The sequence below is a fragment of the Pseudoxanthomonas sp. GW2 genome (genome assembly GCF_000283075.1).
Taxonomy (GTDB): Bacteria; Pseudomonadota; Gammaproteobacteria; order Xanthomonadales; family Xanthomonadaceae; genus Pseudoxanthomonas.
The window spans coordinates 1-16,932 of record NZ_ALIP01000092.1; the positions used below are offsets into that span (position 1 = coordinate 1).

The 16,932-nt window shown below is 72.6% G+C and carries 16 protein-coding genes and 1 pseudogene; 9 read left to right on the plus strand and 8 right to left on the minus strand.

Features of this window, described 5'->3' with window-relative positions; genetic code table 11:
• Positions 1 to 197: pseudogene (locus tag B351_RS16355) on the minus strand (alpha/beta hydrolase); the annotation flags it as partial.
• A gap of 110 nt (positions 198 to 307) precedes the next feature.
• Here B351_RS16355 and B351_RS0106660 point away from each other — a divergent pair.
• The 7 genes from B351_RS0106660 (at position 308) to ruvB (ending at position 6,963) form a co-directional block, all read left to right on the plus strand.
• Positions 308 to 1,138, plus strand: a complete 831-nt coding sequence (locus B351_RS0106660; RefSeq protein WP_019398267.1) for an AraC family transcriptional regulator — start codon at positions 308 to 310, stop codon at positions 1,136 to 1,138.
• The gene (locus B351_RS0106665) at positions 1,138 to 1,818 is read left to right on the plus strand and encodes an alpha/beta hydrolase (RefSeq protein WP_019398268.1); all 681 of its coding nucleotides are present in this window, start codon (positions 1,138 to 1,140) and stop codon (positions 1,816 to 1,818) included. The genes B351_RS0106660 and B351_RS0106665 overlap by 1 nt, the downstream gene beginning before the upstream one ends.
• A 33-nt stretch (positions 1,819 to 1,851) precedes the next feature.
• Positions 1,852 to 2,574 (plus strand): YebC/PmpR family DNA-binding transcriptional regulator, encoded by a 723-nt coding sequence (locus B351_RS0106670; protein ID WP_019398269.1) that lies wholly within the window; start codon positions 1,852 to 1,854, stop codon positions 2,572 to 2,574.
• Between the two features lie 58 nt (positions 2,575 to 2,632).
• Positions 2,633 to 3,193, plus strand: coding sequence for a crossover junction endodeoxyribonuclease RuvC (ruvC, locus tag B351_RS0106675; protein WP_019398270.1), 561 nt, complete (start codon positions 2,633 to 2,635; stop codon positions 3,191 to 3,193).
• A gap of 117 nt (positions 3,194 to 3,310) precedes the next feature.
• Positions 3,311 to 3,901, plus strand: coding sequence for a Holliday junction branch migration protein RuvA (ruvA, locus tag B351_RS0106680; RefSeq protein WP_026010450.1), 591 nt, complete (start codon positions 3,311 to 3,313; stop codon positions 3,899 to 3,901).
• Between the two features lie 50 nt (positions 3,902 to 3,951).
• Positions 3,952 to 5,871 (plus strand): potassium transporter Kup, encoded by a 1,920-nt coding sequence (locus B351_RS0106685; protein ID WP_019398272.1) that lies wholly within the window; start codon positions 3,952 to 3,954, stop codon positions 5,869 to 5,871.
• 66 nt (positions 5,872 to 5,937) lie between these two features.
• The gene (gene ruvB / locus B351_RS0106690) at positions 5,938 to 6,963 is read left to right on the plus strand and encodes a Holliday junction branch migration DNA helicase RuvB (protein ID WP_019398273.1); all 1,026 of its coding nucleotides are present in this window, start codon (positions 5,938 to 5,940) and stop codon (positions 6,961 to 6,963) included.
• 185 nt (positions 6,964 to 7,148) lie between these two features.
• Here ruvB and pdxA read toward each other — a convergent pair whose 3' ends face one another.
• The 6 genes from pdxA to B351_RS0106720 form a co-directional block, all read right to left on the minus strand.
• Positions 7,149 to 8,132, minus strand: a complete 984-nt coding sequence (pdxA, locus tag B351_RS0106695; protein WP_019398274.1) for a 4-hydroxythreonine-4-phosphate dehydrogenase PdxA — start codon at positions 8,130 to 8,132, stop codon at positions 7,149 to 7,151.
• Positions 8,133 to 8,135: 3 nt separating this feature from the next.
• Entirely contained in the window at positions 8,136 to 9,467 is a 1,332-nt protein-coding gene (locus B351_RS0106700; RefSeq protein ID WP_026010451.1) for a peptidylprolyl isomerase, read from the minus strand.
• Positions 9,468 to 9,471: 4 nt separating this feature from the next.
• On the minus strand, positions 9,472 to 11,784 hold the full coding sequence (gene lptD, locus B351_RS0106705; RefSeq protein WP_083852408.1) for an LPS assembly protein LptD: 2,313 nt from the start codon (positions 11,782 to 11,784) through the stop codon (positions 9,472 to 9,474).
• Between the two features lie 105 nt (positions 11,785 to 11,889).
• Positions 11,890 to 12,801 carry a histone deacetylase family protein gene (locus tag B351_RS0106710; protein ID WP_019398277.1) on the minus strand — a complete coding sequence of 304 codons (912 nt, stop codon included), beginning with the start codon at positions 12,799 to 12,801 and terminating at the stop codon, positions 11,890 to 11,892.
• Between the two features lie 52 nt (positions 12,802 to 12,853).
• Positions 12,854 to 13,417, minus strand: coding sequence for a cob(I)yrinic acid a,c-diamide adenosyltransferase (locus tag B351_RS0106715; RefSeq protein ID WP_019398278.1), 564 nt, complete (start codon positions 13,415 to 13,417; stop codon positions 12,854 to 12,856).
• Between the two features lie 6 nt (positions 13,418 to 13,423).
• A complete protein-coding gene (locus B351_RS0106720) occupies positions 13,424 to 14,017 on the minus strand; it encodes a hypothetical protein (RefSeq protein ID WP_019398279.1) in 594 nt (197 codons plus the stop codon).
• A gap of 103 nt (positions 14,018 to 14,120) precedes the next feature.
• Here B351_RS0106720 and ubiH point away from each other — a divergent pair, with 103 nt between their 5' ends.
• Both ubiH and B351_RS0106730 read left to right on the plus strand, forming a co-directional pair.
• A complete protein-coding gene (ubiH, locus tag B351_RS0106725) occupies positions 14,121 to 15,320 on the plus strand; it encodes a 2-octaprenyl-6-methoxyphenyl hydroxylase (RefSeq protein WP_026010453.1) in 1,200 nt (399 codons plus the stop codon).
• Positions 15,317 to 16,492: a UbiH/UbiF family hydroxylase gene (locus B351_RS0106730; protein WP_019398281.1), complete on the plus strand. Its 1,176-nt coding sequence runs from the start codon at positions 15,317 to 15,319 to the stop codon at positions 16,490 to 16,492. The genes ubiH and B351_RS0106730 overlap by 4 nt, the downstream gene beginning before the upstream one ends.
• 1 nt (position 16,493) lies before the next feature.
• Here the strand turns inward: B351_RS0106730 and B351_RS0106735 are convergent, their stop codons facing one another.
• Positions 16,494 to 16,868: a hypothetical protein gene (locus tag B351_RS0106735; RefSeq protein WP_019398282.1), complete on the minus strand. Its 375-nt coding sequence runs from the start codon at positions 16,866 to 16,868 to the stop codon at positions 16,494 to 16,496.
• Positions 16,869 to 16,932 lie beyond the last annotated feature (64 nt).

Below are 16,932 nucleotides of genomic sequence, written 5' to 3' on the forward strand. Positions count from 1 at the left end.
AAGGCGACGACCGGGCCGTCCTTCGGGCCCCAGTCCTTGTAGTAAAGGCGCACGCCGTCGGCGGTGACGACGTGGCTGCCCTCCACGGTCGCCTGGGGCGCGGGCACCGTGGCGGGGGTGGCGGCCTGGGCCGGGAGCGCGGCGTGGACGGCCAGGGCCAGCAGGCCGGCGGCAATCGGGCGGGTAATGGCATTCATGATCGTTCTCTCCTCTTCGGGGGATGGGGGGGTACCGCTGGGAGTAATGTGGATCCGCGGCTGCTACGATCGGCCGCGTAAAGTCCGGAAAATTTGACTGGGAGTACGAGATGGGCGACCGACTCGCCGTCCTGCTGGAGCGCTTCCCGGTAAGCGCACAGGTCTTCCACGCCGGCGCGCTGTGCGGCATCAACACCCTCGACGCCATTGACGGCATGGGCCAGCTGCACCTGATCCGGCGCGGTCCGCTGGACGTCAGCCATGGCGGCAGCACCGTGCAGGTCAGCGAGCCGAGCCTGCTGCTGTACCCGCGGCCGCTGCCGCACCGCTTTTCCAGCGATCCCCAGCGCGGCGCCGACATGGCCTGCGCCAACCTGCGCTTCGAGGGCGGCGCCGGCAATCCGCTGGTGGCGGCGCTGCCGTCCTTCGTGTGCCTGCCGCTGCAGTCGCTGCCGGGCGCGGGTCCGGTGCTGGACCTGCTGTTCGAGGAGGCGTTCGACCAGCGCTGCGGCCGCCAGGCCATGGTCGACCGCCTGTTCGAGGTGGTGATGATCCAGCTGTTGCGGCACCTGATGGAGCAGGGCGAGGTGCGCGGCGGGCTGCTGGCCGGCCTGGCGCACGCGCGCCTGCGCCATGCTTTGGTGGCGATGCACGAGGCGCCGGCGCGGGAATGGACCCTGGAGGAACTGGCCGCGGTGGCCGGCATGTCGCGCAGCGTGTTCGCCGAGACCTTCCGCGAAACGGTGGGGCTGACCCCGGGGCAGTACCTGCAGGGCTGGCGCGTGCGCCTGGCGCAGCAGGCGCTGCGCCGCGGGCGGCCGCTGAAGGTGGTCGCCTCGGAGGTCGGCTACGCCAGCGAGGCGGCGCTGTCGCGCGCGTTCAAGTCGCACGCCGGGGTCTCGCCCCGGGCGTGGAAGCGGCAGCAGGAGGTCGCGGCCTGATGCCGCCGGCCGCGACCGGGCCCCGCGAGCGGGTGCTGCTGGTGCACGGCCTCTGGAACTCGCCGTGGTGGCTGTTGCCGCTGGCACTGCGCCTGCGCCGGCTCGGCTTCGAGGGGGAGGGCTTCGGCTATCCCAGCATCGTCGGCGGGCCGGAGCCGGCGATCGCCAACCTGGTCGAACGCCTGCGCGCCGGGCCGCCTTGCCATCTGGCCGGGCACAGCCTCGGTGGGCTGGTCGCGCTGGAGGCCCTGCGCCGGGCACCGGACCTGCCGGTGCGGCGCGTGGTCTGCCTGGGCTCGCCGCTGTGCGGCAGCGCCATCGCACGCCTGCTTGCCGCGCACCGGCGCCTGGCCTGGCTGCTGGGACGCAGCGCGCCGCTGCTGCTGTGCGGCTGCCAGCCCTGGTCCGGGCGGGCCGAACTGGGGGTGATCGCCGGCGAGGTGCCGCGCGGGGTGGGGCGCCTGCTGGCCGCGGTGGGGACTGATTCGGACGGCACCGTGGCCCTGGCCGAGACCCGCCTGCCCGGCGCCAGCGCCTACTGCCGGGTGCGCGCCAGCCATACCGGGCTGGTGTTCTCGGCCGAGGCCGCGCGGCAGGTGGCGGCGTTCCTGCACGCTGGCGCGTTCCTGCCGCCGGCGCGCGCCGGCGGCGGCGCAGGGGAGGGCGGCGGGCCGCTATAATCCACCGCTTCGCAAACGCAGTACGGTACGCCCATGGGTCGTGGTCCCTCGATCGAAGCGCGCAAGAACGCCAGCGATGCCAAGCGCGGCAAGATCTTCACCAAGCTGATCCGCGAGATCAGCGTCGCCGCCCGCGCCGGCGGAGGCGAGCCGGCCAACAACCCGCGCCTGCGCGCGGCGATCGACAAGGCGCTGTCGTCGAACATGTCCAAGGACGTGATCGAGCGCGCGATCAAGAAGGCCACCGGCGAGCTGGAAGGCGTCGAGTACGAGGAAGTGCGCTACGAGGGCTACGCCCCCGGCGGCGTGGCGGTGATCGTCGACTGCCTGACCGACAACCGCGTGCGCACCGTGGCCGACGTGCGCCACGCCTTCTCCAAGTGCGGCGGCAACATGGGCACCGAGGGCTCGGTGGCCTTCATGTTCAAGCGCCTGGGCGTGCTCAGCTATGAGGGCGCCGACGAGGAGAAGGTGACCGAGGCGGCGATCGAGGCCGGTGCCGACGACGTGGTCGTGTACCCGGAGGACGGCGCGATCGACGTGATCACCGCGCCGGAGAACTTCGAGGCGGTGAAGCAGGCGATGGAGGCCGCCGGCCTGGCCCCGGGCTACGCCGAGGTGACGTTCCGCGCCGACAACGACATCGCCGTATCCGGGGAGACCGCGCAGCAGGTGCAGAAGCTGCTGCACATGCTCGAGGACCTGGACGACGTGCAGAACGTCTATTCCAACGCCGACCTGGGCGAAGCCGGCTGAGCATGCGTCCGGCCCGGGGCGAACAGGCGGCGGGCCGGAAGGCGTGCGCGGTGGGCGCATGAACGCCGCGCGCGCGACCGCCGCCCCGGTGCGCATCCTCGGCATCGATCCGGGTTCGCAGCGTACCGGCGTGGGCATCATCGACGTGGACGGCGGCGGCCGCGTGCGCCACGTCCACCACCAGCCGCTGGTGCTGCTGGGCGAGGGCGGCTTCGCCGAGCGCCTGCGCCGGCTGCTGGACGGCCTGGCCGCGCTGATCGACGAATACCACCCGCAGGAAGTGGCGATCGAGCAGGTGTTCGTGGGCCGCAGCGCCGAATCGGCGCTCAAGCTGGGCCAGGCCCGCGGCGCGGCGATCAGCGCCGTGGTCCTGCGCGACCTGCCGGTAAGCGAGTACGCCGCGCGCGAGGTGAAGCTGGCCGTGGTCGGCACCGGCGCCGCCGACAAGGCCCAGGTCCAGCACATGGTCGCGGCCATGCTCGGCCTGCCCGGCAAGCTGCAGGCCGACGCCGCCGACGCCCTGGCCATCGCCCTGACCCACGCGCATGTACGGGCCACCGCACAGAGGCTGGGCGTCAGCACCAAGCTGGCCTGGAGGAAATGGAGCCGTGATTGGTGATTCGTCATTCGTGATTCGTGGAAAGCGCGGGCACCTTCCGGCCGTGCCGGCGCTTTCGCCTTTGCTTTCTCGAATCACCAATCACCAATCCCGAATCACGCTCCGTAGGAGCCCCCAATGATTGGAAGACTGCGTGGAACCCTGGTGCTGAAGCAGCCGCCGTGGCTGGTGGTCGACGTCAATGGCGTCGGCTACGAGCTGGAGGCGCCGATGAGCACCTTCTACGACCTGCCCGAGCTGGGCCGGGAAGTCTCGCTGTTCACCCATTACGCGCAGAAGGAGGACAGCGTGGCGCTGTACGGCTTCCTGCGCGAGTCGGAGCGGCGGCTGTTCCGCGACGTGCAGAAGGTCAGCGGCATCGGCGCCAAAATCGCGCTGGCGGTGCTTTCGGGGGTGAGCGTGGAGGAGTTCGCGCGGCTGGTGCAGGCCGGCGACATCACCGCGCTGACCCGGATCCCGGGGATCGGCAAGAAGACCGCCGAGCGCATGGTGGTCGAGCTGCGCGACCGCGCCGCCGACCTGGCCGGCGGCGGCGCCGTGGCCGGGATGACGGCGGTCCCGGGCGATCCGCTGGCCGACGCCGCCACCGCCCTGCAGCAGCTGGGCTACAAGCCGGCCGATGCGCAGCGCATGGCCCGCGACGCCGCCGCGCCCGGCGAGGACGCCGCGGCCATCATCCGCAAGGCCCTGCAGTCGGCCCTGCGCTGAGCGCGCGCTCGCGCCCCGCTCACGCCCGTCCGCGCTAAGGTTCGCCCGCCATGTCCGCAGCGTCATCGCCTTCCCACGCCGGCCACGGGCCCGCCGCCCACGGGCCCGGCGGCTCGCACCTGGCCCTGGTGCTGGGCGCCATCGGCGTGGTCTTCGGCGACATCGGCACCAGCCCGCTGTACACGCTCAAGGAAGCGTTCTCGCCGCACTACGGCCTGTCCAGCGACCACGACACCGTGCTGGGCGTGCTGTCGCTGGCGTTCTGGTCGCTGATGGTGGTGGTCACGCTGAAGTACGTGACCATCATCATGCGCGCCGACAACGACGGCGAGGGCGGCATCATGGCGCTGATGGCCCTGGCCCAGCGCACCCTGCGCAACGGTTCGCGCTCGGCCTACGTGGTCGGCATCCTCGGCATCTTCGGCGCCTCGCTGTTCTTCGGCGATGGCGTGATCACCCCGGCCATCTCCGTGCTCGGCGCGATGGAGGGCCTGGAAGTGGCCGCGCCGGGGCTGCACAACTTCATCGTCCCGCTGACCATCGTGGTGCTGGTGGTGCTGTTCGCCAGCCAGCGCTTCGGCACCGCCAAGGTCGGCAAGGTGTTCGGCCCGGTGACCATGGTCTGGTTCGTGGCCATCGCCGCGATCGGCGCCTGGAACATCATCAAGGCGCCGGAGGTGCTCAAGGCCTTCAATCCGTGGTGGGCGGTGCTGTTCTTCGCCGACCACGGCTGGCACGGCGTGTTCATCCTCGGCGCGGTGGTGCTGGCGGTGACCGGTGGCGAGGCGCTGTACGCGGACATGGGCCACTTCGGCGCGCGCCCGATCCGCCACGGCTGGTACTTCTTCGTCCTGCCCTGCCTGGTGCTCAACTACCTGGGGCAGGGCGCGCTGGTGCTGGAGCACCCGGAGCTGGTGCGCAACCCGTTCTACGAGTCGGTGCCGGGCTGGGCCCTGTACCCGATGATCGTGCTGGCGACGATGGCCGCGGTGATCGCCTCGCAGGCGGTGATCACCGGCGCGTTCTCGATCGGCCGCCAGGCCATGCAGCTGGGCTACATCCCGCGCATGCGCATCAAGCACACCTCCAGCGAGGCGATCGGCCAGATCTACGTGCCCGGCATCAACTGGATGCTGATGGTGATGGTGATCGGCCTGGTGCTGGTGTTCCGCAGTTCCTCCAACCTGGCCGTGGCCTACGGCATCTCGGTCTCGGCCACGATGCTGATCGACACCCTGCTGCTGGCGCTGGTGGCGCGCGCGCTGTGGCCGGCCGGGCGGCGCTGGATCCTGGCCCTGTGCGTGGCGTTCTTCTTCATCGACATCGCCTTCGTGGTCGCCAACGGCGCCAAGCTGCTGCAGGGCGCCTGGTTCCCGGTGGTGCTGGGCATCGTCCTGTTCACCCTGATGCGTACCTGGCGCCGCGGCCGCGCCCTGCTGCGCGAGGAGATCCGCAAGGACGGCATCCGGGTGGACACCTTCCTGCCCGGACTGATGCTGGCGCCGCCGGTGCGGGTGCCGGGCACGGCGATCTTCCTCACCGCCGATCCCGGGCTGGTGCCGCACGCGCTGCTGCACAACCTCAAGCACAACAAGGTGCTGCACGAGCGCAACGTGTTCCTGACCGTGGAGACCCTGCCGGTGCCGTACGCGCCGGTGGAGAAACGGATCCGGGTGGACGCGATCGGCGACGACTTCTACCGGGTGCTGGTCCGCTTCGGCTTCATGGAAACCCCGGACGTGCCGCTGGCGCTGATGCGCGCCTGCGACCGCGACGGCCTGTCCATGGACCCGATGGACACCACCTACTTCGCCAGCCGCGAGAACGTGGTCGCCGGCGCCCGCCGCGGCATGCCGACCTGGCGCGACAAGCTGTTCGCCTTCATGCACCGCAACGCCGCCCCGGCCACCGGCTTCTTCCGCATCCCCGGCAACCGCCTGGTGGAGCTGGGCGCGCAGGTGGAGATCTGAGCCGGCGCGCCGGCGCGGACCGCCCGGGTCTCGGCACGCGCGACCGGCACCGGCCATAATCCCCGCATGAGCGAACACCGCAGCATCCTCGGCGCCGGCGCCACCCGCGAGGACGAGGCCCTTGAGGCCTCGATCCGGCCGCAGCGACTGGACGAATACCTGGGCCAGCAGCCGGTCCGCGAGCAGCTGGGCATCTACATCGAGGCCGCCCGCGCCCGCGGCGAGGCCCTGGACCACGTCCTGATCTTCGGCCCGCCGGGCCTGGGCAAGACCACGCTCAGCCACGTCATCGCCAACGAGCTGGGGGTGAACCTGCGGGTGACCTCCGGCCCGGTGATCGAGAAGGCCGGCGACCTGGCCGCGCTGCTGACCAACCTGCAGCCGCACGACGTGCTGTTCATCGACGAGATCCACCGCATGTCGCCAGTGGTCGAGGAAGTGCTCTATCCGGCGATGGAGGACTTCCAGATCGACATCATGATCGGCGAGGGCCCGGCCGCGCGCTCGATCAAGCTGGACCTGCCGCCGTTCACCCTGATCGGCGCCACCACCCGCGCCGGCCTGCTGACCGCGCCGCTGCGCGACCGCTTCGGCATCGTCCAGCGCCTGGAGTTCTATACGCCCGAGGAGCTGACGAAGATCGTGCGCCGCTCGGCGCGGATCCTGGGCATCGACTGCGAGCCGGAGGGCGCCGGCGAGATCGCGCGCCGCGCCCGCGGCACCCCGCGCATCGCCAACCGCCTGCTGCGTCGCGTGCGCGACTATGCCCAGGTCAAGGCCGGCGGACGCATAGACAAGGAAGTGGCGCAGGCGGCGATGGCCATGCTCAAGGTCGATCCGGAAGGCTTCGACGAGCTGGACCGGCGCCTGCTCAACACCATCATCGGCCACTTCGACGGCGGCCCGGTGGGCGTGGAATCGCTGGCCGCCTCGCTGTCGGAGGAGCGCGGCACCCTGGAGGACGTGATCGAGCCCTACCTGATCCAGCAGGGCTTCCTGGTGCGCACCGCGCGCGGGCGCATGGCCACGCCCAAGGCCTACCGCCACCTCGGGCTGACGGTGCCTGCGCGGGATACCGGCGAGCTGTTCTGACGCTGCGGCGCAAGCCCGTCGCCCGGACACGGGCGCAGGCCGCTTCCGGGACGGGCGCGTGACGCGGTCCGGCGGTGGATCCGCAGCGCGTGGCAATGCGCCGGGCCCGCCAGCGCCCGGGCACTGCCGCCGTGCGGCGCGCCTTGCCTACCCTGGCTACGGACTCTCCCCGGGAAAGGGGGACCTCAGCTTTGCTGCATCCGCTGCGCCGCCATCCGCGCGCAGGTGGCGACCGCGGCTTCCAGGCTGGAGGGATCGGCCAGGCCCTTGCCGGCCAGGTCCAGGGCGGTGCCGTGGTCGACGGCCACGCGCGGGTAGGGCAGGCCCAGGGTCAGGTTCACCGCGCGCTCGAAGCCGCTGTACTTGAGCACCGGCAGGCCCTGGTCGTGGTACATGGCCAGTACCGCGTCGAAGCCGCGCAGCTTGCCGGGCAGGAACGCGGTATCGGCCGGCAGCGGGCCGGCCAGGCGCATGCCCGCGGCGCGCAGCGACTCCAGCACCGGGGTGATGACCTCGATCTCCTCGCGCCCGAGGTGGCCGTCCTCGCCGGCGTGGGGGTTGAGTCCCAGCACCGCGATCACCGGCTCGGCGATGCCGAAATCCTCGCGCAGGGCCCGGTGCAGGATGCCGAGCCCCCGCCGCAGCAGGCCGGCGTCGATCGCGTTGGCGACCTCGCGCAGCGGCAGGTGGGTGGTGGCCAGTGCCACCCGCACGATGTCGTTGGCCAGCATCATCACCACCTCGCGGCCGGCATGGCCGGCCAGCAGCTCGGTGGTGCCGGTGTAGGGGATGCCGCCCTCGTTGATGGTCGCCTTCTGTACCGGCCCGGTGACCATGCCGTGGAAGCCGCCGCGCACGCAGCCTTCGGCGGCGCCCAGCAGGGCGTCGACGACGGCGCGGGCATTGCGCGGATCCGGGTGGCCGAACTGCACGGCAACCGCATTGCGGACCGGGTGCAGCGGCAGGTCGCCCGGGCGGCGGGCGACGGCGTCGGCGGGCAGGAGGTTCAGCGGCAGGCCCAGCGCCGCCGCGGCGGCCTGCAGGAGCCCAGGATCGGCGAGGGCGACCAGGCTGCAGTCGCGGCGCGGGGCCTGGGCCACGCGCACGCACAGTTCCGGGCCAACCCCGGCCGGTTCGCCGGGAACCAGCGCCAGCCGGGGCAGTGCCATGGCTCAGTTGGCGACGGGCTCGGCGCGGTCGCCGGCGCGGAACACGACGTACGCCTCGCCCCGCAGCTCCTGCAGGTAGCGCTCGTATTCCTCTTCCAGCTTGCGGCGGCCGATGGTGTCGCGGACCCGGGCGCGGCGGTTCTCGTCGGTCACGTCGGTCTCGCGCTGGGCCAGGCGCTCGATGATGTGCCAGCCGGCATCGGTGCGGAACGGCTGCGAAACCTGGCCATCCTCCAGCGCGGTCACCTGGCCGCCGAATTCCGGGCCGTAGGCATCGGCCGGGAACCAGCCCAGGTCGCCGCCCTGGCCGCGGGTGTTGTTGTCCTCGGAGGCCTCGCGCGCCACTTCCTGGAAGTCGGCGCCGCCGGCGATGCGCGCGCGCAGGGTGTCGATCTTGGCGCGCGCGGTGGCCTCGTCCTGGCGGTCGTTGACCCGCACCAGGATGTGGCGCACGTGGTACTCGGTGACGGTCTGCGCCGGCGCCTCGCTGCTGTCGCGCACCTCCGACAGGCGCAGCAGCTGGAAGCCGCTGGGGCCGCGGATCGGGCCGAGGATCTGGCCCGGCTGCAGGTTCACGATCTGCTGGGCGAAGGCCGTGGGGATCTCGTCCAGCGAGCGCCAGCCCAGGTCGCCGCCTTCCAGCGCGTTGGGGCTGTCCGAATAGCGCACGGCGGCGGCGGCGAAGTCCATCTCGCCCTTGTTGATGACGTTGAGGATGCCCTCGATCTTGCGCTGGCCGGTGGCGATCTGCTCGGGGGTGGCGCCGTCGGGCAGGGCGACCAGGATGTGCGCCAGGCGGTACTGGCGGCTGTTGCTCGCCTCGCGCTCCAGCGCGGCGTCGACCTCGGCCTCGCTGACGTTGATGCGCGAGATGAAGTTCTGGCGCAGGCGCTGGATGGTGATTTCCTCGGCCAGCGAGCGGCGGAACTCCTCGAAGGACAGGCCGTCGGCGGCCAGGCGCTGGCGCAGGCCGTCCAGGGTCAGGCCGTTCTGCTGGGCGATCGCGGCGACGGTCTGGTTCAGCTCCTGCTCGCTGACGCGCACGCCCTGCTGGCGCGCGCGGGCGACCTGCAGCTTGTTCAGCACCAGCCGCTCCAGCACCTGGCGCTCAAGCACCGGGCGCGGCGGCAGCTGGTTCTCGCGGCCGGCGTACTGCGCCAGGATGTTGCGCACCGCCAGGTCCAGCTCACTCTGCAGGATCACGTCCTCGTCCACGATCGCGGCGATGCGCTCCACCGGCTGCAGCTGCTGCTGGGCCTCCTGGGCCACGCCGGCGACGGGGAGGGACAGCATGGCGGAAGCCGCCAGGAGAATCGCGGAAAGGCGTCGGCTCATGGACTCACGGGATGAGGTTCGGATCGTAGTCGTCCGGATCGGGCGTGGTGTTGCTGGGCGGGACCAGGTACAGGTCGTCGCGGTGGTAGCCGAGAATAGCACGGCGCAGGGTGCGCTCCGTGTCCTGGCCGGCCGAGCCCAGGCCCTTGAGCACGAATTCCACCTGCAGCGCGTTGTCCAGCTCGCCCTCGCGGTTGCGCACGTAGCGGCGGGCGATGGCGCGCACCGCGAAGCAGCAGCTGTCCCACTGCACGCCGGCGATCGCCTCCAGCAGCTTGTCGCTGGAGATGGAGTGGTAGTAGCGGCCGACCAGGCTCCAGGTCGGGTTGATCGGGTACAGGAACGAGAAATCGGCCTGCTCCAGCAGCCCGCGGCGGTAGCGGTAGCCGAGGTTGACCACGCCGTCGTCCGGCCACAGGTAGCGGGCGCGGACGCTGGCCAGGTCCTCGCGGCGGAACTTCGGGTCCCACTGGTAGGAGGCGCCGAGGTTCCAGCGGTCGTTGATCATGTAGTTGGCGTCGGCCACCCAGGCCGACTTGCCCTGCGCCACCGGGGTCTCGTTCCTGAGCACCACCCGCGAGTCCTGGAAGTAGCGGATCTGGCCGAGGCTCAGCGACAGCTTCTCGCGGCCGTCGGACTGGCGGATCAGGCGCGAACTGAGGGCGATGGTCAGCTGGTTGGCGTCGGTCTGGCGGTCGGCGCCGGAATAGCGGTTGTCGCGGAACAGCTGGCCCCAGCTGAAGGTGAACGGCCGGGTGTCGAACACCGGCAGGTCGTCCTGGTCGCGGTACGGCGCGTACAGGTAGAACAGGCGCGGCTCCAGGGTGTGCAGGAAGCGCTCGCCGTCCCAGCTGGTCTCGCGGTCGAAGTACATGCCGGCGTCGAAGCTGGCGATGGGCAGGCTGCGGGTGGGGTCCTCCGCGCCGCGGAGGCCCTGGTCGGGGTCCAGCAGCACGCCTTCCTCCAGGCGGTAGGAGGTGTAGCGCCAGGCCAGGGTCGGGGTCGCGTACCAGGCCGGACCGCCCAGGCGCGCGGACACGAACGGCTTCAGGTCCAGGCGCTCGCCGCCGCTGATCCGCGAGTCCGGGTGCGCGAAGTGCACCGCCTCGGCGTACATGCCCGCGTCGATCCAGCGGCCCAGCGGCTGCTGCCAGGTGCCGTAGATGCGCGGCAGGCGGCTGAAGGGCAGGTCGGCGTCGCGCAGGGTGTAGTCGGTGCGCTGGAAGTGCTCGACCATGGCGCCGGCGTTCCAGTGCTCGGCGGTGCCGAACACGCCGGCGGTGCTCTGCAGGTAGGACGCGGAGACGCCGGCCAGGCGGCTGGAGAAGTCCTCGACGAAGCGGTCGTCGCTGACCCAGGCGAGGTTGGCGCGCGCCTGCCAGTGGCGGTCGATGTTGTGGTAGCCGCTGAAGCGGAAGCGGCCGCGGTCGCGGTCGCGCAGGTCGTCGTCGGGCAGGAAGCCGCCCTCGAGGATGCCGCGGCCGCCTTCGTAGAGGTAGCGGAACTCCGCGTCCAGCATCAGGCCGCGCTTGGTCATGATGCGCGGCGACAGGGTCGCGTCGTAGTTCGGCGCCAGGTTGAGGTAGATCGGCTGGCTGTAGTCGAAGCCGTCGCGGCCGGAATTGCTGACCGACGGGTACAGCAGGCCGGTGCGGCGGCGGTCGTCCACCGGGAACTTGATCCACGGCACGTACAGCACCGGGAAGCGGCCCATGCGCAGCACCGCGTTGCGGGCCACGCCGAAGCCCTCGTCGTTGTCCACGTCGATCCGCTGCGCGCGCAGCTCCCAGGCGCGCTGGTCCGGGTCGCAGGTGCTGTAGGTGGAGTGGTACATCTGCCCCACCGGGCCGCGCATGGCGATCGAGTCGGCGCCGCCGTTGCCGCGCCGGTCCACCAGCTGGTAGCGGATGTTGGTGATGACGTGGCTGTCCTCGTCCTGGTTGCCCTCGGCGCGGTCGGCCACGATGCGGATGCCGGAGTCCTGGTAGCGCACGTTGCCCTCGGCCACGTAGCGCCCGGTCTCGGTGTCGAAGCTCAGCTGGTCGGTGCCCAGGAACTGGTCGCCGCGGACCAGGGCGACGTTGCCCTGGTACTTCGGAGTGGTCTCGGTGCCGCTGAGTTCGTCGCCCTCGATGTCGGTCGGCTGCTCGTTGCGGGTCTGCGCCGCGGCCGGGTCCGGCGGCGGCGCCTCGCTGAACGGCGGCAGCACGTCGCCGACCGGGCACAGGCCCCAGTTGAGCGGCTTCTCGTCGGCCATGGCGGGCAGGGCCAGGGCTATGCCCAGGGCCAACGGCAGCAGGCGCAGGGAGGTTCGCAGGGGGCGTCGCACGAGGGAGGGGGCATCCGGGCCGGAAATCGGCGGTAGCTTGCCGGATGCGGGTGCATGCGGGCAATGAACGGCCGTCCCGCGGCCGGCCCGGGTTCAGCCGCCGAGGGCCTTGACATGGGCCACGCAGCACTCGGCCAGGGCGTCGAGGTTGTAGCCGCCCTCCAGCATCGACACCAGCCGGCCCTGGGCATGGCGCAGGGCGATGCCCAGCAGTTCGGTGCTCAGCCAGGCGAAGTCGTCCGCGTCCAGCATCAGGTCCGCCAGCGGGTCGGCCAGGTGCGCGTCGAAGCCGGCGGAGACCAGCAGCAGCTGCGGGCGGAAGTCGTCCAGCATCGGCAGCAGGTGGTCGGCCCAGGTGTTGCGGAAGCGGAAGCCGCCGCTGCCGGGCGGCAGCAGCACGTTGTGCAGGTTGCCGACCCCGCGCTCGCGGTTGTGGCCGGTGTGCGGGTACAGCCCGGACTGGTGGGTGCTGAAGTAGGCCACCGCCGGGTCTTCGCGGAAGATCGCCTGGGTGCCATTGCCGTGGTGCACGTCGAAATCGACGATGGCGATCCGCTCCAGGCCGTGGTGGTCGCGGGCGTAGGCCGCGGCCACGGCGATGTTGTTGAGCAGGCAGAAGCCCATCGGGGTGTCGGCGGTGGCGTGGTGGCCGGGCGGGCGCACCGCGCAGAACGCGACCCGCTCCGGGCCGGCCATCGCCGCGTCCACCGCGGCGATCCCGGCGCCGGCGGCGTGCACGGCCGCGCGCGCCGAGCCGGGCGAGACCACGGTCTCGGCATCGATGTGCTGGATCCCGGACACCACCGGCGCCAGCACCTGGTCGACCATCTCCGCCGCATGCACCCGGCATAGGTCGCCGCGCGCCGCCGCCGGGGCCTCGCGCCAGTCCAGGCCAGGGCAGTGGTGCTGCAGGGCCTCGATCACCACCTGCAGGCGGGCGGGCTGTTCCGGATGGTCCGGGCCGGTGTCGTGGGCCAGGCAGGCGGGATGGGTCCAGGCGAGCATGGGCCCACGCTACCGCGCGCCGCGGGCCGGCGCCATAGAACCTGTGGAGGGGTCAGGCCCCGGGATGGCGCCGCTCATGGCGCCACAGCACCTCGCCCTCGCCGGCGGCGCGCGCCAGCACCCGGGCCAGCACGAACAGCAGGTCTGACAGGCGGTTGAGGTAGCGCAGGGCCTCGCCGCGGACCGCCTCGGCGCGGGACAGCGCAACCGCCTCGCGCTCGGCGCGGCGGACGATGGTGCGGGCCAGGTGGCAGCGCGCCGCGGCCTCGCCGCCGGCCGGGAGGATGAAGTCCTTCAGCGGCGGCAGGGCCTCGTTGTAGCGGTCCAGGGCCTGCTCCAGGCCGGCCACGTCGGACTCGGCGATGGCGGCGTGGCCGGGGATGCACAGCTCGCCGCCGAGGTCGAACAGCTGGTGCTGGACCGTGGTCAGCAGCTGGCGCACGTCGTCCGGCACGTCCGGCGCGGCCAGGACCACGCCAATCGCGGAATTGGCCTCGTCCACGGTGCCGTAGGCGGCGACCCGCAGCGAGTCCTTGCCGGTGCGGCTGCCGTCACCCAGCCCGGTGCTGCCGTCGTCGCCGGTACGGGTGTAGATCTTCGACAGCCGGTTGCCCATGGCGCCTCAGCCGGCGGCCTGGCTGCGGTCCAGGCGCAGCGCCGGGGCGATGCGCTCGGCCGCCACCTGCAGCGCGGCGGCGATGGCGGTGTAGGTGGCGGCGGTGCCCACGTAACCGGGCAGCCAGTCCATGAAGTTCTTCCACCAGCCGGCCACGGTCGGCTCGGCGACCACGCCGCTGTACCAGTAGAAGGTGCCCTGGGCGACCAGCTGGCAGGCGACCACGGCGACCAGGAAGGCGCCGAGCAGGCGCCCGGCCTGGGCCAGGCTGGCCCCGTCGTAGCGGCGGCGCAGCCAGCTGCCGCCGGCCCACAGCGCGCCGTAGGCCGGGATCAGGCCCCAGTAGGCGGCCGAGACGCAGTAGTGGTCCCAGAACGAGGCGGCCTGGCGCGAGATCACCATCCAGTCCACGCCCATGGCCAGCGCCATCAGCACCGGGAAGACCCAGCGTCCCCAGCCGCGCAGGGCGAAGCCGGCCACGAAGAACACCGCCCAGCTGGCGTCCGGCGGCGAGAAGTGGTCGAACACGTGGGCGCGCGAGGCGGCCATCAGCAGGGCCAGGACGGACAGGACGAAGAGGCGTTGGCTGGTGGCGGTCATTGCACGGGGCCTGGTGGATAACGTGGCCGGCATTCTAGCCGAGGGCGTGGCGCCGCGTCGGCCGCCGCCGCGGCGCATGCACGGCGCCGCGTATCATGTGCCGATGATCCGAACGCATGATGTCGTGATCGTCGGTGGCGGCCTGGTCGGCGCCAGCCTGGCGATCGCCCTGGACGGGCTGGCGCTGGACGTGGCCCTGGTCGAGGCCACCCCGGCCGGCGAACTGCCGGCCGTGTTCGACCAGCGCAACCTGAGCCTGGCCCAGGCCTCGGTCAACGCGCTGCAGGCGCTGGGCGTGCTGTCCAGCCTGCAGGCGCCGGCCGGCCCGATCCGCCGCATCCACGTCAGCCGCGCCGGCGACTTCGGCCGGGTGCAGCTGGACGCGGCCGACTACGGACGCGAGGCCTTCGGGCAGGTGGTGGTGGCGCGCGACTTCGGCCAGGCGCTGGAGGCGCGGCTGTCCCGGGTCCAGGGCCTGGTGCGCTACCGCCCGGCGCGCTTCGCCGGTCTGGAGGAGGCCGGCGACGGCGTCCGCGGCCTGCGCCTGGAAACCGGCGAAGGCCCGCTGTCGCTGCGCACCCGCCTGCTGGTGGCGGCCGACGGCACCGGCAGCGCGGTGCGCGCGGCGCTGGGGATCGGCGTGCGCCGCCACGACTATGGCCAGACCCTGTTCGTGGCGCGCGTGCGCGGCGAGCGCCCGGCCGACGGCACCGCCTGGGAGCGTTTCACCGACAGCGGTCCCACCGCGCTGCTGCCGCGCGGCGACCGCGCCTTCGGCGTGGTCCACGGCGTGCCCTCCGCGCAGGCCGCGGAAGTGGCCGCGCTGGACGAGGCCGGCTGGCTGGCGCGGATCCAGTCCGCGTTTGGCTGGCGCGCCGGCCGCTTCCTCGCCGCCGGCGAGCGCAGCGCCTACCCGATCGCGCAGGTGCTGGCCGCCAGCCTGGTGGCGCCGCGCGCGGTGCTGCTGGGCAATGCCGCCCAGACCATCCACCCGGTGGGTGCGCAGGGCTTCAACCTGGGTCTGCGCGATGCCCTGACCCTGGCCGAGCTGCTGCGTGCTGCGCCGGCCGATCCGGGCGCCGAGGCGCTGCTGGCGCGCCATGCCGAACGCCGCCGCGAGGACCGCGAACGCACCCTGGCGTTCTCCGACGGGCTGGCGCGGCTGACCTCCAACCCCTCGCCGCTGCTGCGCCCGCTGCGTAGCCTGGGCCTGCTGGCCGCCGACCGCGCCGCCTGGCTGCAGGCCTGGCTGGTCGGCGGGGCCATGGGCTTCCGCGGCGACGTGCCGGAGCTGTGCCGATGAGCCGCGTGCGCCTGGACGTGGTGGTCGCCGGCGGCGGCGTGGTCGGTGCGGCCTGCGCCCTGGCCCTGGCGCGTGCCGGGCTGGAGGTGGCCCTGGTCGAGCCGCGCCCGGCGCCGCGCTGGTCGCGCGAACAGCCGGACCTGCGCGTGTACGCACTGGCGCCGGACAACGCCGCGCTGCTGCAGCGCCTGGGCGTGTGGCCGCAGGTGCTGGACGCGCGTGCCCAGCCCTACCGCCGCATGCGGGTATGGGACGCGGCCGGCGGCGACGAGCTGGTGTTCGATGCCGCCTCGATGGGCCGCCCGGAGCTGGGCTGGATCGTGGAAAACGACCTGCTGGCCGACCGCCTGTGGGCGGCCCTGGCCATTGCCGGCGTGCGTTGCCACACCCCGGCGCGGGTGGAGGCGATGGAGCAGGACCCGGCCGGCGTGCGCCTGCGCCTGGACGACGGCACCCGGCTGGAGTCGCGCCTGGCGGTGGCCGCCGATGGCGCCGCGTCGGCGCTGCGGCGCCTGGCCGGGCTGGAGGTCGACGCCCACGACTACGGCCAGCGCGGCGTGGTCGCCTACATCAGGACGGAGCAGTCGCACCAGGCCACCGCCTGGCAGCGCTTCCTGCCCACCGGCCCGCTGGCGCTGCTGCCGTTCACCGATGGCCTGGCGTCGATCGTGTGGAGCCTGCCGGATGCCGAGGCGGCGCGCGTGCTGGAACTGGACGAAGAGCGGTTCGCGATCGAGCTGGGTGATGCCTCGGCCGCTCGCCTGGGCAAGGTGGAACTGGCGTCGAAGCGCGCCGCCTTCCCGCTGCGCCGCCAGCTGGTGCGGCAACAGGTTGCCGGGCGCGTGCTGGTGCTGGGCGACGCGGCGCACGTGGTGCATCCGCTGGCCGGGCAGGGCGTGAACCTGGGCCTGCGCGACGTGGCGGCGCTGCAGGACGAAGTGGCCGCGGCGCTGCGCCGCGGCGCCGACTGGACCGCGCCACACCGGCTGCAGCGCTGGGAGCGGCGGCGCCTGAGCGACAACACGGTCTCCGCGCACGCGTTCGAGGCGATCAATACCGTGTTCTCCAACGCCCACCCGGTGCCCACCCTGCTGCGCGGGCACCTGCTGGGCCTGGCCGGTCGCCTGCCGCCGCTCAAGCGCGCGCTGTGGCGGCACGCCGCCGGGCTCTAGCTCAGCGGATCCAGCCGGACAGTTCCGCCCGGTCCAGGTGGCCGTCGCCGTTCTCGTCGACCGCGCGGAACTCCGCTTCCAGGGTGGGATTGGCCGCGGCCTCGCGGCGGTCGATGACGCCGTCGCCGTTGGCGTCCATGGCATCGAAGTCGATGCGGTACTCGCCGACCACGCTGTCCGGTTCGTAGGAACGGACGACGACGCGCTCGTCGTTGCCGCGCTCGATCACCACCATGCCGCTCTGCCGCTGCATGGGCGCGGCCGCCGGCGGCGGCGGATCGGGCGGCAGGGGCAGGGTGGCGGCCTGGGCCAGCGCGCCGCCGCTGGCGGCGGCCAACAGCAGCGCGGCGGCGAGGTGGGCAGGGGTCCGGCTCATGCTTGGCTCCTGGGTCCGGTGCGGGGGCCTGAGCCTGGAAGCAGCGCGGTGAAGCGCGGATTAA